The sequence below is a fragment of the Streptomyces sp. WG7 genome (assembly GCF_049975785.1).
Taxonomy (GTDB): Bacteria; Actinomycetota; Actinomycetes; order Streptomycetales; family Streptomycetaceae; genus Streptomyces.
Genome location: NZ_JBNGGE010000009.1, coordinates 86808 through 111177 on the forward strand (window position 1 = coordinate 86808; position 24370 = coordinate 111177).

A 24370-nucleotide genomic window follows, 5' to 3' on the forward strand; every position below is an offset into this window, starting at 1 on the left:
CGCGTACGTGACAATGGAGAGATGTCCACGCCCACCACGCCCGCCCCCAGCACCACCGCCCGGCCGTTGCAGATCGGCCCGCACACCGTCGCGCCGCCCGTCGTGCTGGCGCCGATGGCCGGGATCACCAACGCGCCGTTCCGCACCCTGTGCAGGGAGTTCAGTGGCGGCAAGGGCCTGTTCGTGAGCGAGATGATCACGACCCGGGCGCTGGTCGAGCGCAACGAGAAGACCATGCAGCTGATCCACTTCGACGCGACCGAGACGCCGCGCTCGATCCAGCTGTACGGCGTCGACCCGGTGACCGTCGGCAAGGCCGTCCGCATGATCGCGGAGGAGGACCTCGCCGACCACATCGACCTGAACTTCGGCTGCCCCGTGCCCAAGGTGACCCGCAAGGGCGGCGGCTCGGCCCTCCCGTACAAGCGGAACCTGCTGCGGGCCATCGTCCGCGAGGCCGTCACCGGCGCCGGGGACCTGCCCGTCACCATGAAGATGCGCAAGGGCATCGACGACGACCACCTGACCTTCCTCGACGCCGGGCGGATCGCCGTGGAGGAGGGCGTGAGCGCCATCGCCCTGCACGGCCGCACCACCGCCCAGCACTACGGCGGCACCGCCGACTGGGACGCCATCGCCCGGCTGAAGGAGCACGTCCCGGAGATCCCCGTCCTCGGCAACGGGGACATCTGGTGTGCCGAGGACGCGCTGCGCATGGTGCGCGAGACCGGCTGCGACGGTGTCGTGGTCGGACGCGGGTGCCTGGGGCGGCCGTGGCTGTTCGCCGACCTGGTGGCCGCCTTCGAGGGACGCGGCGACTACGTACGGCCCACCCTGCGCGAGGTCGCCGACGTGATGGTGCGGCACGCCACCCTGCTCGGGGAGTGGATCGGCGACGAGGCGCGCGGCGTCATCGACTTCCGCAAGCACGTCGCCTGGTACCTGAAGGGCTTCGCGGTCGGCTCCGAGATGCGCAAGCGGCTCGCGATCACCTCCTCCCTGGAGGCACTGCGCGCCGGCCTCGACGAGCTCGACCTCGACCAGCCCTGGCCCACCGGCGCCGACGGCCCCCGCGGCCGTACCTCCGGCAACAACCGGGTGGTCCTGCCGGACGGCTGGCTGAAGGACCCGTACGACTGCGCGGGCGTCGGCGAGGACGCGGAGCTGGACACCTCCGGCGGCTGATCAGCCCCGGGTGGGGTGCGGGGTGGAGCCGTACGCCGTCAGGAACCGGTCGCGGAAGGAGTCCATCCGCCACACCGGGGCGTCCCGGGCGGGCTGGAGGCCCTCCGTCCAGTTCCAGTCGTCGATCGCGTCGAGCACTTCCGGGTCCCTGGCGACGACCGAGACGGGCACGTCCCGGCCCGCCCCGCTGCCGCTGACCCGGGCGAGCGGCTGGTGGTCGCCGAGGAAGACGAGGACGGTGTCGTCGGTGCCGTAGCGCTCCAGCCACTGGACGAGGCTGGTGAGCGAGTACTCGACCGACCTGCCGTACTCCTCCTTCGACCGGGCGGGGTCGGCGATGACGTCGGACGCCCGCACCCCCCGCGCCTCGATGCCGTCGAACACCGAGCCGTCGCCGATCTCGTCCCAGCCGACCAGCTCCGGGAGCGGTGCCCAGGGCTGGTGGCTGGAGGTCAGGATGATCTCCGCCATCAGCGGCCGGTCGCGCTCCCTGCCGTGCTCCAGGCGCTGGAAGGCCTCCAGCGCGTACTGGTCCGGCATGGTCGACCAGCTGAACCTCGGGCCCTCGTAGCCGACGTCGAACGCGTCGTAGACCTTGTCGAGCCCGTACCACTCCGCCTCCGGCCAGGCCTTCCGCACACCCGGCATGACGCCGACCGTGTCCCAGGCGCCGGTCTTCCGGAACGCCTCGGTGAGGGTGAGGCGGTCGCCGGCGGTGACGGTGCGGTAGCGCTGCTGGTTGTCGACCCACAGGCCCGACATGAACGTGGAGTGGCCGAGCCAGCTGCCGCCCCCGTACGTCGCCGACGTCAGCCAGCCGCTCCGCGCCCGGTAGCCCGCCCCGGCCAGAGCCTTCGTACCCGTGTCGAGCGTCCGGCCGACACCCGGTGCCACGACGGGGTCCTCGAGGGCGGTGCGGCCGTAGCTCTCGATGAACGTGAAGATCACGTCCTTGCCGCGCAGGTCCGGCACCAGCTGCGCGCCGGGCGTGGCGCCGAAGCGGTCGGCCTCCGCCTCCTTCGCGAACGCCGCCTCGTCCCGCAGCGTGTCCACCGCCCGGCGCGCCTGCTCCTGAACGGCCGCGGAGGCGTTCCTGGTGGCGACCGGCACGCCGAAGGTCTGCACGCCCAGCGCCGCGCAGGTCATCCACACGGTGGCCGCCGTCAGCGCGCCCCGGGCCGCCCGTTCCCGGTGCGCGGCGAGCAGCTCACCGAGCCGGACCGCCGCCAGCGTCATGAGCACCAGCAGGAGCAGGACGCCCACGACCGCGCCCACCGCCGCCCAGGCCGCTGCCGCCCCGCCCATCGAGTCCGCGACGTACGAGTGGGCGTCGTCCAGCAGGCCCCAGTCCAGGACGACGTCGAAGCCCCGCCCCAGGTACTCGGTGAAACCCATGTCGAGCAGGTTCAGCACGGTCAGCGCGCCCAGGCCGGCCCCGAACAGCGCCGCCAGCACCAGGCGGGGCACGCGCGGCAGGCGGAGCAGCAGCACCGCTGCGACGACCGCCTCCACCGGGATCCGCGCGAACCGGTTCGGCTCCAGGGCGGCGAGGCTGTCGGGCAGCAGCAGCGCGCCGAGCACGAGAACGGCGGCGAGGGCGGTCGTGGTCCCGCGCACCGCCGCGGCGGTGCGCGGGTGGCGGGTGCGCCAGGCACGCCAGTGGCGCAGGCGGGCCCCGAGGGACGGGGGCGCGGCGGGTCCGGGTGCGCTGCCGGGGTCGTCGGCGGTCCCCGGTGGCCGGTGGAAAGGCGTGATGACAGGCACCCGGAGGTCCTTCCGTACGAAACCCGGTGGACGGCGGACCCGGCGAGGGGGCGGGGTCCGCACTGTCGTACGTCCGCCGGAAGCGGTCCGTTCAGACGTCCGCATGGTGAAATCCGGGGGTCTGTGGCAGCGTGATTCTCGCCACCTCTGATAGAGGTACTGCTCAGATGAGCGAATCTTGGGCGGTTCCACTTCTCCAAAGGGTGGCACTGAGTGCCATACCTTGATCGTTCATCGATCGAACTCAAACGGGGAGACCGCTGCTCGAATGAGCGCCACTCGGCGCATCTGGGCGTTCATTCGTTCAAGAAGTGAAAACACAGGCCGTCGTTCGCTTGCCAAGCCTTGACTTTCGATCCGCTGGCGGACGAGTGGTTACGGGCGCATGACGCGCAAGTGGACGTACCCATGAGCCTTTGATCTGGGTACATTCCTCGCCGTCAGGGCAGCCACCGCGTCCTCGAGGAGTCGAGACCCGTGTCGGAAAACAAAGATCCCCACGTAGCGAACGCAGCGCATGCGGCGAAGTTCGTTTACGACTTCACCGAGGGCAACAAGGACCTCAAGGACCTCCTCGGCGGCAAGGGCGCCAACCTCGCCGAGATGACCAACCTGGGTCTGCCGGTCCCTCCCGGCTTCACCATCACCACCGAGGCCTGCAAGACCTACCTCGACAGTGGCGAGGAGCCGGCGGCACTGCGTGACGAGGTGAGTGCGCACCTCGACGCCCTCGAAGCGAAGATGGGCAAGAAGCTCGGACAGGCCGACGACCCCCTCCTCGTGTCGGTCCGCTCCGGAGCCAAGTTCTCCATGCCCGGCATGATGGACACGGTCCTCAACATCGGCCTCTCCGACACGTCGGTGCAGGGCCTCGCCCAGCAGGCCGGCGACGACCGCTTCGCCTGGGACTCCTACCGCCGCCTGATCCAGATGTTCGGCAAGACCGTCCTCGGCGTCGACGGCGACCTCTTCGAGGAGGCGCTGGAGGCGGCGAAGGCGGCCAAGAAGGTCAGCGTCGACACCGAGCTGGAGGCCGCCGACCTCAAGAAGCTCGTCACCAAGTTCAAGAAGATCGTCAAGACCGAGGCCGGCCGGGACTTCCCGCAGGACCCGCGCGAGCAGATGGACCTCGCCATCAAGGCCGTCTTCGACTCCTGGAACGGCGAGCGCGCCAAGCTCTACCGCCGCCAGGAGCGCATCCCGCACGACCTCGGCACCGCCGTCAACGTCTGCTCCATGGTCTTCGGCAACCTGGGCCCCGACTCGGGCACCGGCGTCGCCTTCACCCGCGACCCCGCCTCCGGCCACCAGGGCGTCTACGGCGACTACCTCCAGAACGCCCAGGGCGAGGACGTCGTCGCGGGCATCCGCAACACCGTCGCCCTCGCGGAGCTGGAGTCGATCGACAAGAAGTCGTACGACCAGCTGATGCAGATCATGGAGACGCTGGAGAACCACTACCTGGACCTCTGCGACATCGAGTTCACCATCGAGCGCGGCCAGCTGTGGATGCTCCAGACCCGCGTCGGCAAGCGCACGGCGGGCGCGGCCTTCCGCATCGCCACCCAGCTCGTCGACCAGGGCCTCATCGACGAGGCCGAGGCACTCCAGCGCGTCAACGGCGCCCAGCTCGCGCAGCTGATGTTCCCCCGCTTCGACGACGACGCCAAGGTCGAGCAGGTCGGCCGGGGCATCGCCGCCTCGCCGGGCGCGGCGGTCGGCAAGGCCGTCTTCGACTCGTACACCGCCGTGAAGTGGTCGCGTTCCGGCGAGAAGGTCATCCTGATCCGCCGCGAGACCAACCCCGACGACCTGGACGGCATGATCGCCGCCGAGGGCATCCTGACCTCGCGCGGCGGCAAGACCTCCCACGCGGCCGTCGTCGCGCGCGGCATGGGCAAGACCTGTGTCTGCGGCGCCGAGGAGCTGGAGGTCGACACCAAGCGCCGCCGGATGACCGTGCCCGGCGGGCACGTCGTCGAGGAGGGCGACGTCATCTCCATCGACGGCTCCTCCGGCAAGGTCTACCTCGGCGAGGTCCCCGTCGTGCCGTCGCCGGTCGTCGAGTACTTCGAGGGCCGCATGCACGCGGGCGCCGAGGACGCCGACGAACTGGTCGAGGCCGTGCACCGCATCATGGCCTTCGCCGACCGCAAGCGCCGGCTGCGGGTGCGCGCCAACGCCGACAACGCGGAGGACGCGCTGCGGGCCCGCCGTTTCGGCGCCCAGGGCATCGGCCTGTGCCGCACCGAGCACATGTTCCTCGGGGACCGGCGCGAGCTGGTGGAGCGGCTGATCCTGGCCGACACCGAGGCCGAGCGCGAGGAGTCCCTGAAGGCGCTGCTCCCGCTCCAGAAGCGGGACTTCGTCGAACTGTTCGAGGCGATGGACGGCCTCCCGGTCACCGTCCGCCTGCTGGACCCGCCGCTGCACGAGTTCCTGCCGGACATCACCGAGCTGTCGGTACGCGTCGCGCTCGCCGAGTCCCGCCAGGAGCCGCACGAGAACGAGCTGCGCCTGCTCCAGGCCGTGCACCGGCTGCACGAGCAGAACCCGATGCTGGGCCTGCGCGGCGTCCGCCTCGGCCTGGTCATCCCCGGCCTGTTCACCATGCAGGTCCGGGCGATCGCCGAGGCCGCGGCCGAGCGCCGGGCGGCCAAGGGCGACCCGCGCGCCGAGATCATGATCCCGCTGGTCGGCACCGTCCAGGAGCTGGAGATCGTCCGCGAGGAGGCCGACCAGGTCATCGCCGAGGTCGAGGCCGCCACCGGCGCCAAGCTGAAGCTGTCCATCGGCACGATGATCGAGCTGCCGCGCGCCGCGCTGACCGCCGGGCAGATCGCCGAGGCCGCGGAGTTCTTCTCCTTCGGCACCAACGACCTGACCCAGACGGTCTGGGGCTTCAGCCGGGACGACGTGGAGGCCTCCTTCTTCACGGCGTACCTGGAGAAGGGCATCTTCGGCGTCTCCCCGTTCGAGACCATCGACAAGGACGGCGTCGGCTCCCTGGTCGCCGCCGCCGCGAAGGCCGGCCGCGCCACCCGCCCCGACCTGAAGCTCGGCGTCTGCGGCGAACACGGCGGTGACCCCGAGTCGGTCCACTTCTTCCACGAGGTGGGTCTGGACTACGTCTCCTGCTCCCCGTTCCGGATCCCGGTGGCCCGGCTGGAGGCCGGCCGCGCGGCGTCCCGGTCGAAGGGCAGCGACCACCGCTGAGCGCTCCGCCGGGAGACCGGTACGTCACAGCGGGCCCGCTGTGACTGGTCGCGCAGTTCCCCGCACCCTTCGGGGCGCGGGGCGAAGACCCCGGAGCCGCCGTCTGTCACCCGACCACCCTCACCGATCGGCGGCGGCTCCGGACCACGAGAAGAGGCGGCACCCGTGCGGGGGTGCCGCCTCTCGCACGGGCGGCGGCAGCCCTGCGGGGGTGCCGTCTCGCCCGCGGGAGGCGCGTCCGGGGCCACTGGAACCCTGGGGGAATGACCGGGGGCGCCTGTGCGTACAGTTTGGGAATTCTGACAGAACGAGATTCACCGGAACGGGTGGGGAATGACCCAGACGAACTACAGCGAGTCGGTTCCCGCGACTGATTCGGGCGGCAGCGCGGAGCGGATCGCGTCGGGACCGTCGGCGCGGAGCGCTGTGGAGGCGAAAGCGGCCGAGGCCGGACCGGTCGTGCACAAGAACCGGCTCGCGGCTCTGGACGGGCTGCGGTTCCTGGCGGCGCTGGCCGTGGTCTTCTTCCACTTCGTCGGTCAGAAACCCAAGACGATGGAGTGGATCTGGGGCCGCCCGTACCAGGAGATCTTCCCCGAGGCGCACGGCTATTTCGCCTTCGGACGGCTCGGCGTCGACCTGTTCTTCCTGATCAGCGGCTTCGTCATCTGCATGAGCGCGTGGGGACGCACCCCGCGGGACTTCTTCATATCGCGCGTCACCCGTCTGTACCCGATGTACTGGGTGGCGATCGTGGTGTCCGCGAGCGTGATCTACCTCGTCGACACCCCGTTCGGGCACCCCAACCCGCGGGAGCTCTTCGCGAACTTCACGATGCTGCAGAAGCCGCTCGGGGTGGACAACCTCGACTCCGTCTACTGGACGCTCTGGCCGGAGCTCTGCTTCTACCTCACCTTCTCCGTCGTGGTGTGGAAGGGCCTCACCTACCAGCGAGTGGTGATCTTCTGCGGGCTGTGGACGGTCGCCGCGGTGCTGGCACCCAGCGCCGACATGCCGTTGCTGACGCTGCTGGTGAACCCGCCGTCCGCCCCGTACTTCATCGCGGGCATGGCCTTCTACCTGATGTACCGCTACCGGCCGACCCCGCTGCTGTGGGGCATCGTCGCCATGTCGTGGCTGCTGGCGCTGCACTTCCTGCTGGCGCCCGACGGCGGCCGCAACAGCTGGGGGGACTGGGCGCCCTGGCGCGGCTGGCTGATCCTGCTGATCACGGTGTTCTTCCTGCTGATCGCCGCGATCGCGCTCGGCTGGACCAGCCGTCTGCGCTGGCGCGGACTGACCGTGGCCGGAACGCTGACCTTCCCGCTGTACCTGCTGCACGACATCATCGGCGTGACCGTCCTGCACCGCTTCGGCGACCGCGCCGACCCCTGGGTCATGGTCGGGATCACCGTGGCCGCCCTGGTCGCGCTGTCCTACGTCGCGCAGCGGTTCGTCGAACGCCCGGTGGCCCGGGCCGCGCGGCGCTGGCTCAGCAGCGCCGCGTTCAGCCTGAAACCGCCGCCGCGCCGCTGAGCACCCCGCGGAGGGGCGGCGCCGCCGGAAGAGTGCCGCGTCAGCGGGCGGCGTTGCTCCGGCGCCGGTTCACCGCCAGCAGCAGTCCGCCGCCGGCGAGCACGACGGCCGCGCCGCCCGCCGCGAGGTACGGCGTGCTGTCGTCGCCGCCGGTCTCGGCCAGGCCGGCGCCCTGCTGACCGGCGGCCTCCTTCGCGCCCGCCTCGCCGCTCCCGGACTTCTCCGCGCTCCCGGAGCCCGCACCGTCGCCGGTGTCCTTGTCGCCGGCGGGCACGAAGTCCGCGGGCGGCTTGTCGCAGCCGACGCCGTCCTGGTCGCGGTCCAGGCGCTCGGCGTAGTGCTCGTCGCCCTTCTTGATGTTGGAGTACCCGGCGTCGTACGCCTCGGTGCAGTTCTTGAACGGGTGGGTGCCCTCGTGCGCCTGGGCGGCGGTCGGCAGGGCGGCCAGGGCCAGCGCGGCGACGGCCACGGCGGCGGGCTTGCGGAGCAGGTTCATCGAGAGTCCCGGGATGGTGTGGATGAGCGGATATGAGGTGACGAACGTATTGAGGTGCAGATGATGTGGTGGGCATATGGAGGACTCGTGACGCGAACGTGACGTGACCGGACGGTAGCTCTCCGCTCCGAAGCGCCGGCGCGTACGGTGAGAGAGGTCCGGACCAGGGAAGGAGCCGCGGATGACCGGCTGGAACGTGGGCGACATGCCCGGCCTGGACGGGCGCGTCGCCGTCGTCACCGGTGCCAACGGCGGCCTCGGCTACGTGGTGGCCCGGGAACTGGCGCGCAAGGGGGCCTGCGTGGTGCTCGCCTGCCGCAGCCGGACGCGGGGGAGCGACGCCGTGGAGCGCCTCCGGGGCGAGGTGCCGGACGCCGCCGTGGAACTGGCGCGGCTGGACCTCGGCGACCTGGCCTCCGTCCGCGAGTTCGCGTACGCGCTGCCCTACGAGCGGGTCGACCTCCTCGTCAACAACGCCGGCGTGATGGCGCTGCCCTACGCGACGACGGCGGACGGCTTCGAGACGCAGTTCGGCGTCAACCACCTGGGGCACTTCGCCCTCACCGGGCTGCTGCTGCCCACCCTGCTCGCCACGCCCGGCGCCCGGGTCGTGACCGTCTCCAGCCTCATGCACACGCTGGCCAACGTCGATCCGCGCGACCTCAACAACGTACGGCGGTACGGGCGCTGGACCGCCTACGCCCGTTCCAAGTCCGCCAACCTGCTCTTCACCCACGAGCTGGCCCGCCGGCTCGCGGCACGGGACGGCGGGGCGGACGTGTGCGCGGTCGCCGCCCATCCGGGGTACGCGGAGACCGGTCTGCTGACCGCCGGACCTCGTGCCGAGGGGCGCCGGGTCGCCGAGCGGCTGATGACGCTCGCGGGCCGGGTCGTCGCCCAGCCCGCCGAGGCGGGCGCGCTGCCCGTCCTGTACGCGGCGACCGCGCCCGGCGTGCCCGCCGACTCCTTCACCGGCCCGTCCTTCGCGATGTGGCGCGGGGCGCCCGCCCCCTCCTGGCGGGCGCCCTGGACCACCGACGACGCGATGGGGGAGCGGCTGTGGGCCGCCTCCGAGCGGCTGACGGGTGTCACGTACGAGGCGCTGAAGGGCTGAGGCCGGAACCCGGTCGGCCCGGTCGGCCGGGGCGGCCCGGTCGGCCCGGGTGGCTCAGCGGGCCACCGCCACCGCCGTGAACGTCGTCTCGGGAGTCTGCGGGCTGGTGAAGCGCGCGTTGACGAGGTAGAGGCGGTCGCCGAAGCGGGCGGCGGTGGCGGGGACGTCGAAGCGGGGGTCGGTGATCGTGCGGCGCAGGGTCGCCGTGCCGGCCCTCGCGTCCAGGTCCCACACGCTGACCAGGTTGAGCCGGTTCTGGACGATGTACAGGGTGCGGCCGACACGGACCAGGCCGTCGCCGTGGACCACGTCGTCCGCGCCGACCAGCCTGATGCGGGTGGCGCGGCCGGTCCTGAGGCTGACGCGGTACAGCTCGCCCGCCGTCATCCTGACGACGATCAGGCCCCGCCCGTCGGGGGTGGAGACGATGCCGTTGGCGTTGATGACGTCCGGCGTGTGCTCCCAGTCGCCGGTCAGCGGCAGGGCGCGTACACCGCCGCGCCGGCCGCGCGGGACGCCGTACAGGACGGGCCCGTACGAGTCGGTGAACCAGGCGCGGTCGCCGAGCAGGGCCGCGTCGTTGACGAAGTGGCCGGTGGTGTCCGTGAGCTGGTGGGTGCGCAGCAGTCTGCCGGTGCGGGAGTCGATGATCCGCGCGGTGCCGCCGCCGCCCCCGGCGACGTACAGCAGGCCGTCGTGGTCCAGCTTCAGGCCGATGGCGGCGAGGCCCGTGGCGCCCTCGTGGACGACGCGGCCCTCGCCGGTGCGCAGGTCGGTGCGGTAGACGGCGCCGTCGGCCCGCGAGCCCATGTAGGCGTACGGTCCCCGCCCGATGGTGATGCCCTCGGGCAGCCAGCCGTCGGGAAGCGGGAACTGGGACGGCCACGTCGCCCCGGGGGCGGTGGCCTCGGCCGGGCCGGTACCGGCGGCCACCGTCAGCGCGGCGAGGGCGGCACCGCCGAGCACCGTGCGCCGGGACGGCCGGGGTGGGTGGGTCCGAGTCATGGTGCGGGCCTCCGTCGGAGAAGGGGCGTGGGGACTCGATGAAACCCGACGGCCGGGGCGAATTCGAGGCGTCGGCCGGGTTTGGCAGGAAACCGACAGTCGCCCCGGGAGTCAGGCGGTCTGCCCGCCGTCCACCACCAGGTCGGTGCCCACCACCGACGCCGCGTCGTCCGACGCCAGGTAGAGCACGGCCGCCGCGACCTCCGCCACCTCCGACACCCGGCCGAGCGGCGTCTCGCTCCTCATCCGTTCGGCCCGCCCCGCCTCCGTCTCCCCGGGCAGCAGGGACATGGAGGTCGCCGTGGCGCCCGGGCTGACGGCGTTGATGCGGACGCCGTCCGCGATGTGGTCCAGGGCGGCGCCCCGGGTGAGCACCGAGACGGCCGCCTTGGTGGCCGCGTAGGCGGTGGCGCCCGGGCTGCGCTTGTGCAGGCCGAAGGTGGAGGCGATGTTCACGATGGCGCCGCCGGCCGGCTGGGCGCGCATCCGGCGGACCTCCGCCCGGACGGCGAGGAACACGCCGCTGAGGTTGATGTCGAGCTGCGCGTACCAGTCCTCCTCGGCGAGGTCGGCCAGGGGGGCTCCGCCGCGGAAGACGCCCGCGTTGTTGACGGCGACGTCGAGGGAGCCGAAGTGCTCCACGGCGGCGTCCACGACGGCCTGTACGTCGGCGGCGCGGGTGACGTCGGCGGTGACGGCCAGTGCCTTGCCGCCCGCCTCCTCGATCAGGGCCACCGTCTCGTCGAGCGGCTCCCGCCCGCGCCCGGCGACGACGACGTGCGCGCCCTCGGCGGCGAGGCCGAGGGCGACGGCCCGTCCGATGCCGGAGCCCGCGCCGGTGACGAGGGCGGTCCTGTCGGTGAAGCGCTGGGTGGTCATGAATCTCCCCTTTTTCTTGACCGAACGGTTCATTATGAGGTCGTGGGAAACACCCCTCCGGAGAGGGGAGCGTCCCCGCGCCTCAGTCGAGCAGGGCCAGCGCCTGGTCCGCCGCGTCCCGCACCCGTGCCGGGTCCGGCGACGCCTTGCCGACCACCCGCAGCCCCTGGAGCAGGACCAGCAGCATGCGGGCGAGGGTCAGCGGGTCGCGGCCGGCGGGCAGTTCGCCCTGGGCCCGGGCCCGGATCAGCGCCGAGTGCAGCGCGGTCTCCAGCTGGTCCCAGTTGCGCTCGACCCGCCGTGCGGCGACCGGGTCGCGCGGGGCCAGCTCGGCCGCCGTGTTGGTGACGAAGCAGCCGCGTTCCCGCAGGTCATCGGTGGCCGCCTCGACGGCGTAGCGCCGCACCAGGGACCGTACGCCCGGCAGGGCCGGGCCCGGCCGGGCGAGTTCCTCCAGCAGCTCCGGGAGCAGTCCCTGCTCGTAGCGCTCCAGCGCCTTCAGGTACAGCTCGTGCTTGTTGCCGAAGGTCGCGTAGATGCTGGCGCGCCCGATGCCGAGGTGTTCGACGAGGTCGGACATCGACGTCGCCTCGTAGCCGCGCCGCCAGAACAGCTCCAGGGCTGCCCGCAGCGCGGCGTCCGGATCGAACTCCTTGGTCCTGGCCACGTGACGCAGCCTAGGGCGTTCTGAAACGATCGGTCAAGAACAGTGGTCTCAGGCCACCTTCACCTCGTACGTCTCCACCCGCACCGCCTCGTCGTCCAGGCACTGCCCGGTCGCCAGGTCGAAGCGCTGCTTGAGCAGCGGGGAGGCGACGAACGGGCGGCCCTGGTGGGTGCCGGTCAGGCCGCGGGAGAGGACCGCCGCGCCGGTGAACGGGTCCCGGTTGCCGATGGCGTACAGCTCGCCGTTCCGGTCCCGGAACAGGGCCACCTGGCCGCCGTCCGGCAGCAGGGCCGCCACGCCGCGGCCCGGGAGCAGGGCGCCCAGGTCGCAGGCCGTGAACCAGTCGTCCGTCAGGCGCAGCCGTACCTTCAGGTCGGTCGTCTCGGGTGCCAGGGACTCGGGTGCCAGGGTCATCGCCGGGTGCTTCCTTCCAGGAGGTCGTCTTCCGAGGGGCGCCGCAGGCCGATGTCGAGCAGCGGCAGGTCGGGCTTCATCTGGTCGCGTTCGGGCACGAAGCCCACGACCGGGTCGGGGGTGTCGGGCGCGTTCACGAAGGACACGAACCGGGCCAGTTTCTCCGGGTCGTTGATGGTCTCGGCCCACTCGTCGCGGTAGTGCGAGACGTGGGCCCGCATCAGGGACTCCAGCTCGTCGCAGATGCCGAGCGAGTCGTGCACGACCACGTCCCGTACGTGGTCCAGGCCGCCCGGGATGCGTTCCAGCCAGGTGGAGGTGCGCTCCAGCTTGTCGGCGGTGCGGATGTAGAACATCAGGAACCGGTCGATCAGGCGGACCAGTTCGGCGTCGGACAGGTCCTGCGCGAGCAGGTCCGCGTGGCGCGGGGTGGCGCCGCCGTTGCCGCCGACGTACAGGTTCCAGCCGTTGGACGTGGCGATCACGCCGAAGTCCTTCGACTGGGCCTCGGCGCACTCGCGGGCGCACCCGGAGACCGCCGACTTCAGCTTGTGCGGGGAGCGCAGGCCCCGGTAGCGCAGCTCCAGGTCGATCGCCATGCGCACCGAGTCCTGGACGCCGTAGCGGCACCAGGTCTGCCCCACGCAGGACTTCACCGTCCGCAGCGACTTCCCGTACGCGTGCCCGGACTCGAAGCCGGCGTCCACCAGCCGCGCCCAGATCACCGGCAGCTGCTCGACGCGGGCGCCGAACATGTCGATGCGCTGACCGCCGGTGATCTTCGTGTAGAGCCCGAAGTCCCGGGCGATCTCGCCGATGACGATCAGCTTCTCCGGGGCGATCTCGCCGCCGGGGATGCGCGGGACGACGGAGTACGAGCCGTTCCTCTGGAGGTTGGCCAGGAAGTGGTCGTTGGTGTCCTGGAGCGCGGCCTGCTCGCCGTCCAGGACGTAGCCGCTGGCGCCGATCGCCGGGGCGAGGGAGGCGATGACCGAGCCGACCGCCGGCTTGCAGACCTCGCAGCCGTCACCGCCCCGGGCTCCCTCGCGGCCGTGCCGGTCCAGCAGCTCCCGGTAGGAGGTGATCCGCAGGGTACTGACGATCTCGTACAGCTCCTCGCGGGTCTGGGAGAAGCAGCCGCACAGGCCTTTGTCGACCTCGACGCCGTTCGCCTCCAGCTCGGCGGTGACCAGCTGGCCGAGCACCTTGACGCAGGAGCCGCAGCCGGTGCCGGCCCTGGTGCACTTCTTCACCTCGGGCACGGTCGTGCAGGAGTGCTCCGTCACCGCGCCGCGGATGGTGCCCTTGGTGACGTTGTGGCAGGAGCAGATCACCGCGTCGTCGGGGAGCGCGGCCGGGCCGAGCTGGGCGGGCGCTCCGGCCCCGGCGGGCAGCACCAGGGACTCGGGGGAGACGGGCGGGACCGAGCCGGTAAAGGCGCGCAGCGTGCCGTACGCCTCCGCGTCGCCGACCAGGATGCCGCCGAGCAGCGTGCCGTCGCGGCCGACGACCAGCTTCTTGTACAGGCCCGCCCGGGAGTCCGAGTAGACGACGTCCAGGCAGTCCTCGGCGGTGCCGTGCGCGTCGCCGAAGGAGGCCACGTCCACGCCGAGCAGCTTCAGCTTGGTGGACAGGTCGGCGCCGGTGAACGAGGCCTCGTCGGAGGCGATCGTCGCGGCGGCCGTCTCGGCCTGCTCGTAACCCGGCGCCACCAGCCCGTACACCCGCCCGTCGGCCGCCAGCGCGCACTCGCCGATCGCGAACACGTGCTCGTCGGTGACCGTGCGGCACTGCTCGTCCACGCTGATCCCGCCGCGCTCGCCGACCGCGAGACCGCAGTCGCGGGCCAGCTGGTCGCGGGGGCGGACACCGGCGCTGAACACCACGAGGTCGGTGGCGAGTTCGGAGCCGTCGGACAGTTTCATGCCGGTGACGGCGCCGTCCTCGCCGGTCAGGACCTCCTGGGTGCCGACGCCCGTGTGGACGGACAGGCCCATGTCCTCGATGGTGCGCAGCAGCGCCGCGCCGCCGCCCTCGTCGACCTGTACGGGCATCAGGCGGGGCGCGAACTCCACGATGTGCGAGGTGAGTCCGAGGCCCTGGAGCGCGCCGGCCGCCTCCAGGCCGAGGAGCCCGCCGCCGACCACCGCGCCGGTCGTCGCGGTCTTCGCGTACTCCTCGATGGCGAGCAGGTCCTCGATCGTCCGGTAGACGAAGCAGCCCTCGGCGTCCTTGCCGGGGACCGGCGGCACGAACGGGTAGGAGCCGGTGGCCAGTACCAGCACGTCGTAGTCGACGACCAGCCCGGAGCGGGCGGTCACCTTGCGCGCCGCACGGTCGATGCTCTCCGCCGGGTCGCCGACGCGCAGTTCGATGCGGTGCTCCTCGATGAAGGCCATGTCGGTCATCGACAGGTCCTCGGGGGTCTTCCCCGAGAAGTACGAGGTGAGCTGGACGCGGTCGTAGGCGGGGCGCGGCTCCTCGCACAGCACGACCACGCGGTGCGTGCCGGTCAGGCCGCGCTCGGCGAGCGCTTCGAGGAAACGCTGGCCGACCATGCCGTGGCCGACGAGCACGATGGTGGGGGCGGGCCCCGGGGTGGCGGTCATCAGGAGCCTCCGTCATGGGTGAGCAGGTGGAGCAGGGGGCCGCCGTCGGACGGGAGCGGCTCTGCTCCCTCCCAGGCGCGCGCGAGCGCGCCGACGGTGCCGAGTTCGCCGACCAGGACCCCGCCGACCAGCCGGTCGTCGCGGACGACGACCTTGCGGTAGGTGCCCCGGGTGGCGTCGGCGAGCTGCACGACGTCGTCGCCGGGGCGGGGGTCGGTCTCACCGAACGCGGCGAGGTCGAAAGGGCTCTCGGGCCCGGAGGGGCTGCCGGGCCCGGAAGGGGTGCCGGGCCCGGTGAGGGTGAGCCGGGTCAGGGAACGGGTGCCGGTGTAGCGGGCGGCGGTGCCGTCCCCGGCGAGCAGTCCGGCGAGCGCGCCCGCCTGTTCGAGGGCGGGCGCGGCCAGCCCGTACACGCGTCCCGCGTGCTGGGCGCAGTCGCCGACCGCGCGGATGTGCGGGTCACTGGTGCGCAGCTCGTCGTCGACCACCACGCCCTTGCCGACCTCCAGGCCCGCCTCCCGCGCGAGCCCGACGCGCGGCCGGACCCCGCACGCGAGGACGACGACGTCGGCGCCGAGGGCGTACCCGTCGGCCATCTCCACCGACCGGACCGCCCCGCCGACGCTCCGCACGTCCCGCACCCGGCACTCGGTGTGCACCTCGACGCCGAGGTTCTCCAGGTGCCGCCGGACGAGCGCGGAGGCGGCCGGGTCGAGCCGGCACTCCATGAGCCGCTCGGACTGCTGGGCGAGGACGACCTGGGCGCCGCGCACGGCCAGCGCGCGGGCGGCGGAGACCCCGAGCAGCCCGCCCCCGACGACGACCGCCCGCACCCCCGGCCGCAGCGCCTTGGACAGCCCCAGGCAGTCGTCCATCGTCCGGAACGCGTGCACGCCCTCGGGCAGCTCCCGGTCCGGCGTGAACAGGCCGCGCAGCGGCGGGAGCACGGCGTTGGAACCGGTGGCCAGGACGAGCGTGTCGTACGCGATCACGGAGCCGTCGGCGCACCGGACGGTCCGCCCGGCCCGGTCGATGCCGGTGACCCGGCCGCGCAGCAGCCCGGCGGGCGCGGGCAGGGCGGTCACCTCGGGGCCGTACCGGCCGGCCAGCACCTCGGCGAGCAGCACCCGGTTGTACGGGCGGTGCTCCTCGTCGCCGACGACCAGCGCGGGCGTGCCGAGCTCACCGAGCCGCCGGGCGAGCGTGACGCCCGCGAGTCCGGCGCCGATCACCACCACACGCGTATTCGAGGTCATGGCACCGAGCGTGCGGTGCGGGTGTTACCCGGTGGCATCGCGTCTGTTTCCCGCGGGGAACGCTGCCCTCAGCGGGGGCGGGGGGCGGGTGTGAGGGCGTCCGGCGGGCGCACCCGGGCAACCTCAGAAGTCGCTCATCTCGATGGACGGGGCATCCATGGCGTCCATAGGGTCACGATCATGCCCGACATATCGCTGACCACGGTCGTCCTGCTGTGCCTCGCGGCCCTCGCGGCCGGCTGGATCGACGCCGTGGTCGGCGGCGGCGGACTCCTGCTGCTGCCGGCGCTGCTGCTCGGACTGCCCGCCGGGACGCCCGCCGCGCACGCGCTCGGCACCAACAAGGCGGTCGCCATCGTCGGCACCACGGGCGCGGCGGTGACGTACGCCCGCAAGGCCCCGGTGGACGTCCGTACCGCCGTACGCATCGGGCTCGCGGCGCTGGCCGGATCGTCGGGCGGGGCCTTCTTCGCGGCCGGGATGAGCACCGAGGTGCTCAAGCCGGTGATCATGGTGGTGCTGCTGGCGGTCGCGGCCTTCGTGATCCTGCGCCCCGCCTTCGGCACCGCCCCCGCCACCGGCCCGGCCTCCCGCCGCCGGATCCTCGCCGCGATCGGCCTCGCGGGCCTCGGCATCGGCTTCTACGACGGTCTCGTCGGCCCGGGAACAGGGACGTTCCTGGTCCTGGCCCTCACCGCCGTACTCCACCTCGACCTGGTGGCCGCCTCCGCCACCGCCAAGATCGTCAACTGCTGCACCAACGCGGGCGCCCTCGCCACCTTCGCCTGGCAGGGCGCCGTCCTGTGGCAGCTGGCCGCCCTGATGGCCGTCTTCAATCTGGCCGGAGGCATGTTCGGCGCGCACACCGCCCTCAAGAAGGGCAGCGGCTTCGTCCGCGTCGTCCTGCTGACGGTCGTCTTCGCCCTGGTGGCGAACCTGGCGTACGAGCAGTGGCTCGCCTAGGCGTCCTGGTCGCCGCGCCGCGGGCCGCGAGCGGTGCGGCCGGCCCGCCGGCCGCCTCACCGGCTGCCGGTGAGGTGCGCGAAGACGACCACGTTCCCCTGGTAACCGGTGGCGCGTGAGTAGTCGCCGCCGCAGGTGATGACGCGCAGTTCGGGCCGGTCCGCCGCGCCGTACACCTTCGCGTCGGGGAAGTTCCGCGCGGCGTACACCTCCACCGCGTCCACGGTGAACACCGCGACGCCGCCGTCGCGCCGGTCGACCTCGATGGTGCCGCCCTTCTCCAGGGCGCCGAGGCGGTAGAAGACGGCGGGGCCCTCGGCGTTGTCGACGTGCCCGGCGACGATCGCGGTGCCCGTCTCGCCGGGAGTGGTGCCGGCCTCGTACCAGCCGGCGAGGTTCTCCTCCTCGGCGGGCGGCACGTCCAGGCTGCCGGACGGCGTCAGGCCGAGGCCCGTCATCGGGGCGTCCACGCCGATCGCCGGGATGCGGACGCGGTCGGGCGGGGAGGGCGGCAGCGCGGGTGCGGCGGCCTCGCCGGCCTGCCCGGTGCGGGCCTGTGCGGTGCGGGCCTGCGCGGTGGAGGGCTGCGGCGGGGCTCCGGTACGGGCGTCGAGCAGCAGCCAGGTCCCGGAGCAGAGGGCGACCGCGGTGACGGCCGCTATCGCGGTGTCGCCGACCCTGCGCATGGCGTCCCCTCTCCCTCGGGCCCGGTGGAGGCCCCCTGCCGAAAGCCCCGGCCCCCTCCGGGCCGCGAGGGGCGGTCGGACCCGGAGGGGGTGGGGAAGTGCGGTACCTGCGGACGGGCAGCGGAGGGTGCCCGTCAGATCCCGTCGCCTCTCGCCCGGCGATGCAGGAGCCAGGTACCGCCCGCGGCGGCGACGGCCAGAGCCGCCACACCGGCCGCGGTCTGCACGGGGTCGGGGCCCAGAGCACCGCCGACCCCCGTCTTCACGCTTCCCTTGGGATGCACCGGCTCGCGGGCCGAGGTCAGGGTGACCACCAGGTCGCCCGTCACCCGCAGGCCGCTCCTCCCGCAGGTCGCGACGATCTCGTACGTCCCCGGCTGCGCGCTCGGCGGCACCTCGAAGCGGCCGACCGCCTCGCCCGCGTCGGTGCCCGGCGCCAGCGGGAACGTTCCGGCGCCCACCGCGGTGGCGTCACCGGCCGCCGACCCGCCCTCGCCGCACGTCGCCGTCCGCGCCGTCGCCGGCTCGCCCGGCACCACCGAGGACGGGTACACCTCCAGCCCACCGGTCGTCGCGGCCTCCCCGGCGTACACGGAGGCCGGGCAGGTGAGGCCGACGGCCGCGACGGCGAGCGCGGTACCGGTCAGCAGGCGGGCGGTACGTCGCATCGGTGCTCCTTTGAGCTCTTCGGTGGCCCTGCCCCACCGAGGAAAGCCGCATCGGAGGCGGCCCGCTCCCCGAGAGCACGCCGGGAATGGGATGAACGGGTGTCGGCCGCGCGTCCGGCGGGCCGCTGCCGGACACCGTTCCGGCAGGTCACCGGCGTGTGGCGGGCGTGCGCCGGAAAAGATCCGAAGGGCGCGGGACGCGGGTGTGAACGGGTGACCGGTGCCTCCGAACGGGCCCGCCGACGCCCGGCTTGACCTCAACCAAGGTCGAGGTAACAGGCTGTCCCGCATGACCACAACGACCGCTCCGCTCCGTGTGACCCTGCTCGTCGGCAGCAACCGCCACGGCCGCTTCGGCCCCGTCGTCGCCGACTGGCTCCTGGACCACCTCCGGGCCCACGACGACCTGGTCCCCGACGTCGTGGACGTCGCCGCGACCGACCTGCCCACGACCTTCGCCCCGACCCCGGAGGCGACCGCCGCGCTGGCGGAGATCACCCCGAAACTGGCGGCCGCCGACGCGTTCGTCGTGCTCACACCCGAGTACAACCACTCGTTCCCGGCAGGCCTGAAGAACGTCATCGACTGGCACTTCACCGAGTGGCGGGCCAAGCCCGTCGGCCTCGTCTCCTACGGCGGTCTGGCCGGCGGTCTGCGCGCCGCGGAGCACCTGCGCCAGGTCTTCGCCGAGCTGCACGCCGTCACCGTCCGCGACACCGTCTCCTTCCACAACGCGGGCGCCGCGTTCGACGACGAGGGCAGGCTCAGCGACCCCTCCGGACCGGACGCGGCGGCGAAGACGATGCTCGACCAACTGGTCTGGTGGGGTCGGGCCCTGCGGGAGGCGAAGGAGAAGCGGCCCTACGACGACGTGTAGGGCGCGGCAGGGCCGGGGCGCCATGGGAACGGGGGCGACATAGGAACCTCCTATGGCACCCGCTGATATTTCGTCTTTGCCCCTCGCCCTTTCCCGGATCTACCGTGAAACAACTCGACGAGACGAGCACCGCGATTTCTCCTGGGAATCGCAATCCGGGCGCGTCGATTCCTCTTCCGTCGAGTGAATGTTCACGAATTTTCGAAAGGGCCGGTGGTATGACCGCGAACGAGAACGGATCAGCAGAGCGGGAACTCTCGGGAAAGCGGGCCCTGGTCACGGGCGGTACCCGCGGAATCGGAGCGGCCGTGGTCCGCCGGCTCCTGGACGCGGGCGCCGAGGTGCTCACGACCGCGAGGTCGGCGGCGAGCGCGGCCCCGGAGGGAGCCGCCTTCGTGGCGGCGGACGTGCGGACCAGGGGCGGAGCGGAGGCGCTCGCCGCGGCCGCGCGGGAGGTGCTCGGCGGGGTGGACATCCTGGTCCACAACGCGGGTGGGGCGCGCCCCCACGAAGGCGCCCTCGCCATCCCCGACGAGGAGTGGCAGGACGCGCTGGACCTGAACTACCTGGCGTCGGTGCGGCTGGACGCGCTGCTGGTACCAGGGATGCGGGAACGGAGTTCGGGGGCGATCGTGCACGTCTCCTCGGCCGCCGTCCGTACCCCGGTGGGACAGTTCCTGCACTACACGGCGGCGAAGGCGGCGCTGGAGAACTACAGCCGGGGGCTGGCCTCGGAGCTGGCCCCGTCCGGGATCCGGGTCAACACCGTGACTCCCGGCAGAGTCGCCACCCCCGGCGGCGAGGCGACGCGCGAGCAGTGGGCGCGCCTGAACGCGGCGCCGGGCCGGACCAACGCCGGCGACACCGTGCCGCTGGGGCGCGACGGCAGTCCCGACGACATCGCCCACGCCGTGCTCTTCCTGGTGTCCGACCGGGCGGGCTGGCTGACCGGGAGCAGCCTCGTCGTGGACGGCGGTGAATTCCCCCGGGGGTGAGAACCGCGGAATTCCGGAACACCTGCCCCAGACAGCCGTGAGAAACAGAAAAGGGACCCTGAGAATGAATGAGTACAACGGAAAGAATGCCGTGATCACAGGTGGCGGCAGCGGCATCGGTTTCGCGACGGCGAAACTGCTGGCGGACGGCGGAGCCCGCGTGGTGATCACCGGCCGCTCCCGGGCCACGCTCGACGCCGCGCGGGAGCGGCTCGGCGGGAACGCGGTGGCCGTCCGGAGCGACGTGGCCTCACTGACCGACCTGGATGCTCTGGCCGACCGCGTGAAGGGCGAACTCGGCACGGTCGACGCCCTGTTCGTCAACGCCGGCATCGCAACCCTCACGCCGTTCGGGGCGACGACCGAGGAGGCGTACGACGAGCTGTTCGCGATCAACGTCAAGGGCGCCTACTTCACCGTGCAGAAGCTCGCCCCGCTGCTGAACACGGGCGCGGGCGTCGTCCTCACCACCTCGGTCGCGAACGTCGTCGGCATATCGGACACCAGCGGCTACGCGGCCGGCAAAGCGGCGCTGCGCTCGATGGCCCGCAGCTTCTCCCGTGAGCTGCTTCCGCGTGGCATCCGTGTCAACGCGGTCAGTCCCGGCCCCGTCGACACGGGAGCCCTGGACGCGACGATGACCGAAGAGGCCGCCGAGCGGTTCAAGGCGGAGCGGGTCGCGGACAACCCCATGCGGCGTTTCGGTACTCCTGACGAGATCGCCCGGGCGGCCGCGTTCCTCGCCTTCGACGCCACTTACACCACCGGTGCCGAGCTCGCCGTGGACGGAGGGGCCACCCAGCTCTGAGCGGACTTGTGCCAGGTCTCCTGACGCAGGAACTCGAGCAGGGCCGTCTCCGCGGGACCCGCGCCGGGCCGGACCGCCGCGACGACGGGCTGGGACACGGCCGGGGACACCGGGCGCACGAGGTGCTCGTGACCGGGGGGCACCGCGGAGGCCGGAACGAACGTGACCCCCAGCCCGTGGGCGGCCCAGCGCACGGCCGTCGCCGTCTGGGAGACGCGGGCGACCGTGGTCGGGGCGAGCCCGTTGTCCCGCAGTACGTCCACCAGTACGCCGTCGAGCGCGCTGTTGGTGTCGAACCGCACCCACGGCTCCCGCCCCAGTTCCTGCAGCTCGACGCGGTCCGCGGCGAGCAGCGGGTGCCCGGCGGCCAGCACCACGACGAACTCCTCGTCGCCGAGGTGGTGGCCGTCGTACAGGCCGCCCTCGCACGGCCCGGCCATCAGGGCGAGGTCTATCACGCCCCCGCGCGCCAGCCGCTCCAGTTCGGTGGGGTTCGGCTCCTCGAAGACGGTGACCTCGAGGCGCGGGAAGCGGCGGCGCAGCGCGCCCAGCGCGCCCGGCAACTGCCGAGTGCCCAGGCCCATCTGCACCGCGACCACCAGCTCACCCACCAGTTCGTCGGCACCGGCCCGCGCCGTCGCCCTCGCCCGCCGCGCCGCGCTCACCGCGACCTGCGCCTCCCGCAGGAAGGCGCGCCCGGCAACGGTGGGCACCAGCCCGGTCGGCGTGCGGGAGAACAGCTCCACGCCCAGGTCCCGCTCCAGGCCGCGGATCTGCTGGGACACCGAGGGCTGAGCGACCCGCAGCACCTCCGCCGCCGCCGTCACCGAGCCCTGTTCGGCAATGGCCAGGGCGTATTCGAACTGACGAAGGCTCATCGGATCCCGTCCCCTCGCTGCGGTGGACCGCGGTCCGCGCCGTGGTCTCGTCGCAAGCGTAGGGGAGCGCGTCCGTTCCCCTCCGGGACCGGCCGCAGGCCCGCGTTCACCCGCGCTGATGCTCGCCTACGCGGTCGCAGCCACGGTCGCGGCTTCCGTCGCCGCAGCCGCCTCCACCCGCACCGCGCACACCTTGAACTCCGGCATCCGCGAGGTCGGGTCGAGGGCCGGGTTGGTCAGGGTGTTGGCGCGGCCCTCGCCCGGCCAGTGGAAGGGCATGAACACCGTGTCGGGCCGGATGCCGGTGGTGATGCGCGCCGGAGCCACCGCCCGGCCGCGTCGCGAGACGACCGCCACCGGACCGCCCTCGGCCACCCCCAGCCGCGCCGCCAGCCGGGGATGCAGCTCCACGAAGGGGCCGGGCGCGGCGGCGTTCAGCTCGTCCACGCGCCGGGTCTGCGCGCCGGACTGGTACTGGGCCACGACCCGCCCGGTGGTCAGCAGCACCGGGTACTCGTCGTCCGGCTCCTCGGCGCTCGGACGGTGCGAGACGGGCACGAACCGGGCCCGGCCGTCGTCGGTGGCGAAGCGGTCGAGGAAGAGGCGAGGGGTGCCCGGATGCGGGCCGGTGGTCCCGGTGGTGGTCTCCTGCGGTGCGGGATGCGGGCCGGTGGTCCCGGCGGCGGTCTTCTCCGGGGCCGGGCACGGCCAGAACACCCCGCCCTCCCGCGCCAGCCGCCGGTAGTCGATCCCCGAGTAGTCCGCCGGGCCGCCCGCGCTCGCCCGGCGCAGTTCCTCGAAGACCTCCTCGGGCTCGGTCGGGAAGCCCTTCTCCACGCCGAGCCGGCCGGCCAGTCCGTGCAGCACCTCCAGGTCGCTGCGGACGCCGTCCGGCGGGGCGACCGCCCGCCGCCGCAGCAGCACCCGCCCCTCCAGGCTGGTCATGGTCCCCGTCTCCTCCGCCCACTGCGTCACCGGCAGCACCACGTCCGCCAGCGCCGCCGTCTCCGACAGCACCACGTCGCACACGGCCAGGAAGTCCAGCGACCGCAGCCGCTCCTCGACGTGCGCCGCGCGGGGCGCCGACACCACCGGATTGGAGCCCATCACCAGCAGCGACCTGATGTCCGTGCCCAGCGCGTCCAGCAGCTCGTACGCGCTGCGCCCGGGCCCCGGCAGCGAGTCCGGGTCCACCCCCCACACCCCGGCGACATGCCGCCGCGCCGCCGGGTCCGTCAGCTTGCGGTAGCCGGGCAACTGGTCGGCCTTCTGGCCGTGTTCGCGCCCGCCCTGCCCGTTGCCCTGCCCGGTCAGGCAGCCGTACCCCGACCGGGGACGCCCGGCCCGCCCGGTCGCCAGGCACAGGTTGATCCACGCGCCCACCGTGTCCGTGCCCTTGGCCTGCTGCTCGGGCCCGCGCGCGGTCAGCACCATCGCGGCGTCCGGCGCGCAGAACAGCCGTACCGCCTCGCGCAGCTCGGGGACGGAGACTCCCGTGATCCGCTCCACGTACTCCGGCCAGTGCGCCATCGCCGCCGCCCGCGCCTCCTCCCAGCCCGTCGTGCGCTCCTCGACGTACCCCTCGTCGACCCGCCCCTCCGCGACGACCAGGTGCAGCATGCCCAGCGCGAGGGCCAGGTCGGTGCCCGGCCGGGGCGCCAGGTGCAGGTCGGCGTGTTCGGCGGTCTTCGTGCGGCGCGGGTCGACGACGATCAGCGTGCCGCCGTTCTCGCGCAGCTCGGTGAAGTACCGCAGGGACGGCGGCATCGTCTCCGCCGGGTTCGACCCGACGAGGATCACGCACCCGGTCCTCGGGATGTCCTCCAGCGGGAACGGCAGCCCCCGGTCCAGCCCGAACGCCTTCGTGCCGGCCGCCGCGGCCGACGACATGCAGAACCGACCGTTGTAGTCGATCTGCGAGGTGCCCAGCACCACCCGGGCGAACTTGCCCAGCGTGTACGCCTTCTCGTTGGTCAGCCCGCCCCCGCCGAACACCCCGAGCGCGTCCGCGCCGTGCTCCTCCCGCGTGCGCGCCAGGTTCCCGGCGATCCGCCCCAGCGCCTCGTCCCAGGTGGCCGGCACCAGCGCCCCGTCCCGGCCGCGCACCAGCGGCGAGGTCAGCCGGGCACCCGACGCCAGCACCGCCGGCGCCGTACGCCCCTTGCCGCACAGCGCGCCCCGGTTCACCGGGAAGTCCGCGCGCTCGGACACCTCGACGGTCCCGTCGGCGGCGGGCGTCAGATTCATCCCGCACTGCAGGGCGCAGTACGGGCAGTGCGTGGGCGTGGGCGTGGCGGTGTTCTGCATGCCGCCCAGGGTGCGCCGCCCGTGTTACGCGACCGGGCGGCCGTCTG

General features: G+C 72.9%; 20 protein-coding genes. 8 read left to right on the plus strand and 12 right to left on the minus strand.

Annotated elements, in window-relative coordinates; genetic code table 11:
* The first annotated feature begins 21 nt into the window (after positions 1-21).
* Positions 22-1185, plus strand: coding sequence for a tRNA dihydrouridine synthase DusB (dusB, locus tag ACP4J0_RS12565; protein ID WP_426598721.1), 1164 nt, complete (start codon positions 22-24; stop codon positions 1183-1185).
* Here dusB and ACP4J0_RS12570 read toward each other — a convergent pair whose 3' ends face one another.
* The gene (locus tag ACP4J0_RS12570) at positions 1186-2949 is read right to left on the minus strand and encodes a CDP-alcohol phosphatidyltransferase (protein WP_426598722.1); all 1764 of its coding nucleotides are present in this window, start codon (positions 2947-2949) and stop codon (positions 1186-1188) included.
* A gap of 477 nt (positions 2950-3426) precedes the next feature.
* Here ACP4J0_RS12570 and ppdK point away from each other — a divergent pair, with 477 nt between their 5' ends.
* Both ppdK and ACP4J0_RS12580 read left to right on the plus strand, forming a co-directional pair.
* The gene (ppdK, locus tag ACP4J0_RS12575; protein ID WP_426598723.1) at positions 3427-6165 is read left to right on the plus strand and encodes a pyruvate, phosphate dikinase; all 2739 of its coding nucleotides are present in this window, start codon (positions 3427-3429) and stop codon (positions 6163-6165) included.
* A 333-nt stretch (positions 6166-6498) separates the two neighbouring features.
* Complete coding sequence (locus ACP4J0_RS12580) at positions 6499-7701, plus strand: acyltransferase family protein (RefSeq protein ID WP_426598724.1); 1203 nt, start codon at positions 6499-6501, stop codon at positions 7699-7701.
* A 40-nt stretch (positions 7702-7741) separates the two neighbouring features.
* Here ACP4J0_RS12580 and ACP4J0_RS12585 read toward each other — a convergent pair whose 3' ends face one another.
* Positions 7742-8197, minus strand: a complete 456-nt coding sequence (locus ACP4J0_RS12585) for an excalibur calcium-binding domain-containing protein (RefSeq protein WP_426598725.1) — start codon at positions 8195-8197, stop codon at positions 7742-7744.
* A 181-nt stretch (positions 8198-8378) separates the two neighbouring features.
* Here ACP4J0_RS12585 and ACP4J0_RS12590 point away from each other — a divergent pair, with 181 nt between their 5' ends.
* Positions 8379-9311: an oxidoreductase gene (locus tag ACP4J0_RS12590; protein WP_426598726.1), complete on the plus strand. Its 933-nt coding sequence runs from the start codon at positions 8379-8381 to the stop codon at positions 9309-9311.
* Positions 9312-9365: 54 nt separating this feature from the next.
* On the opposite strand, the gene ACP4J0_RS12595 is transcribed toward ACP4J0_RS12590, so the two are convergent.
* The 6 genes from ACP4J0_RS12595 to ACP4J0_RS12620 all read right to left on the minus strand — a co-directional run bounded on the left by ACP4J0_RS12595 (position 9366) and on the right by ACP4J0_RS12620 (position 16141).
* Positions 9366-10316: an SMP-30/gluconolactonase/LRE family protein gene (locus tag ACP4J0_RS12595; RefSeq protein ID WP_426598727.1), complete on the minus strand. Its 951-nt coding sequence runs from the start codon at positions 10314-10316 to the stop codon at positions 9366-9368.
* Positions 10317-10427: 111 nt separating this feature from the next.
* The gene (locus ACP4J0_RS12600) at positions 10428-11195 is read right to left on the minus strand and encodes an SDR family NAD(P)-dependent oxidoreductase (protein ID WP_426598728.1); all 768 of its coding nucleotides are present in this window, start codon (positions 11193-11195) and stop codon (positions 10428-10430) included.
* An 82-nt stretch (positions 11196-11277) separates the two neighbouring features.
* The gene (locus ACP4J0_RS12605; RefSeq protein WP_426598729.1) at positions 11278-11862 is read right to left on the minus strand and encodes a TetR/AcrR family transcriptional regulator; all 585 of its coding nucleotides are present in this window, start codon (positions 11860-11862) and stop codon (positions 11278-11280) included.
* Positions 11863-11910: 48 nt separating this feature from the next.
* Complete coding sequence (gene nirD / locus ACP4J0_RS12610; RefSeq protein ID WP_426598730.1) at positions 11911-12276, minus strand: nitrite reductase small subunit NirD; 366 nt, start codon at positions 12274-12276, stop codon at positions 11911-11913.
* Complete coding sequence (nirB, locus tag ACP4J0_RS12615; RefSeq protein ID WP_426598731.1) at positions 12273-14885, minus strand: nitrite reductase large subunit NirB; 2613 nt, start codon at positions 14883-14885, stop codon at positions 12273-12275. Before nirB ends, nirD begins: the two co-directional genes overlap by 4 nt.
* Complete coding sequence (locus tag ACP4J0_RS12620) at positions 14885-16141, minus strand: NAD(P)/FAD-dependent oxidoreductase (RefSeq protein ID WP_426598732.1); 1257 nt, start codon at positions 16139-16141, stop codon at positions 14885-14887. The genes nirB and ACP4J0_RS12620 overlap by 1 nt, the downstream gene beginning before the upstream one ends.
* A gap of 180 nt (positions 16142-16321) precedes the next feature.
* Between ACP4J0_RS12620 and ACP4J0_RS12625 the strand changes: the two genes are divergently transcribed.
* Positions 16322-17104 carry a sulfite exporter TauE/SafE family protein gene (locus ACP4J0_RS12625; protein WP_426598733.1) on the plus strand — a complete coding sequence of 261 codons (783 nt, stop codon included), beginning with the start codon at positions 16322-16324 and terminating at the stop codon, positions 17102-17104.
* 56 nt (positions 17105-17160) lie between these two features.
* Here the strand turns inward: ACP4J0_RS12625 and ACP4J0_RS12630 are convergent, their stop codons facing one another.
* Positions 17161-17790: a class F sortase gene (locus tag ACP4J0_RS12630; RefSeq protein ID WP_426598734.1), complete on the minus strand. Its 630-nt coding sequence runs from the start codon at positions 17788-17790 to the stop codon at positions 17161-17163.
* A 134-nt stretch (positions 17791-17924) separates the two neighbouring features.
* The gene (locus ACP4J0_RS12635; protein WP_426598735.1) at positions 17925-18458 is read right to left on the minus strand and encodes a hypothetical protein; all 534 of its coding nucleotides are present in this window, start codon (positions 18456-18458) and stop codon (positions 17925-17927) included.
* A 289-nt stretch (positions 18459-18747) separates the two neighbouring features.
* On the opposite strand from ACP4J0_RS12635, the gene ACP4J0_RS12640 reads away from it, so the two are divergent.
* From ACP4J0_RS12640 to ACP4J0_RS12650, 3 genes are all read left to right on the plus strand, one after another.
* Entirely contained in the window at positions 18748-19335 is a 588-nt protein-coding gene (locus tag ACP4J0_RS12640; RefSeq protein WP_426598736.1) for an NADPH-dependent FMN reductase, read from the plus strand.
* A 218-nt stretch (positions 19336-19553) separates the two neighbouring features.
* Positions 19554-20330 (plus strand): oxidoreductase, encoded by a 777-nt coding sequence (locus ACP4J0_RS12645; protein WP_426598737.1) that lies wholly within the window; start codon positions 19554-19556, stop codon positions 20328-20330.
* 64 nt (positions 20331-20394) lie between these two features.
* Positions 20395-21138, plus strand: coding sequence for an SDR family oxidoreductase (locus tag ACP4J0_RS12650; RefSeq protein ID WP_426598738.1), 744 nt, complete (start codon positions 20395-20397; stop codon positions 21136-21138).
* Here ACP4J0_RS12650 and ACP4J0_RS12655 read toward each other — a convergent pair.
* Positions 21087-22016 (minus strand): LysR family transcriptional regulator, encoded by a 930-nt coding sequence (locus tag ACP4J0_RS12655; protein WP_426598739.1) that lies wholly within the window; start codon positions 22014-22016, stop codon positions 21087-21089. The genes ACP4J0_RS12650 and ACP4J0_RS12655 overlap by 52 nt on opposite strands.
* Positions 22017-22142: 126 nt before the next feature.
* Positions 22143-24323, minus strand: coding sequence for a molybdopterin oxidoreductase family protein (locus tag ACP4J0_RS12660; RefSeq protein WP_426598740.1), 2181 nt, complete (start codon positions 24321-24323; stop codon positions 22143-22145).
* Between the last annotated feature and the right edge of the window lie 47 nt (positions 24324-24370).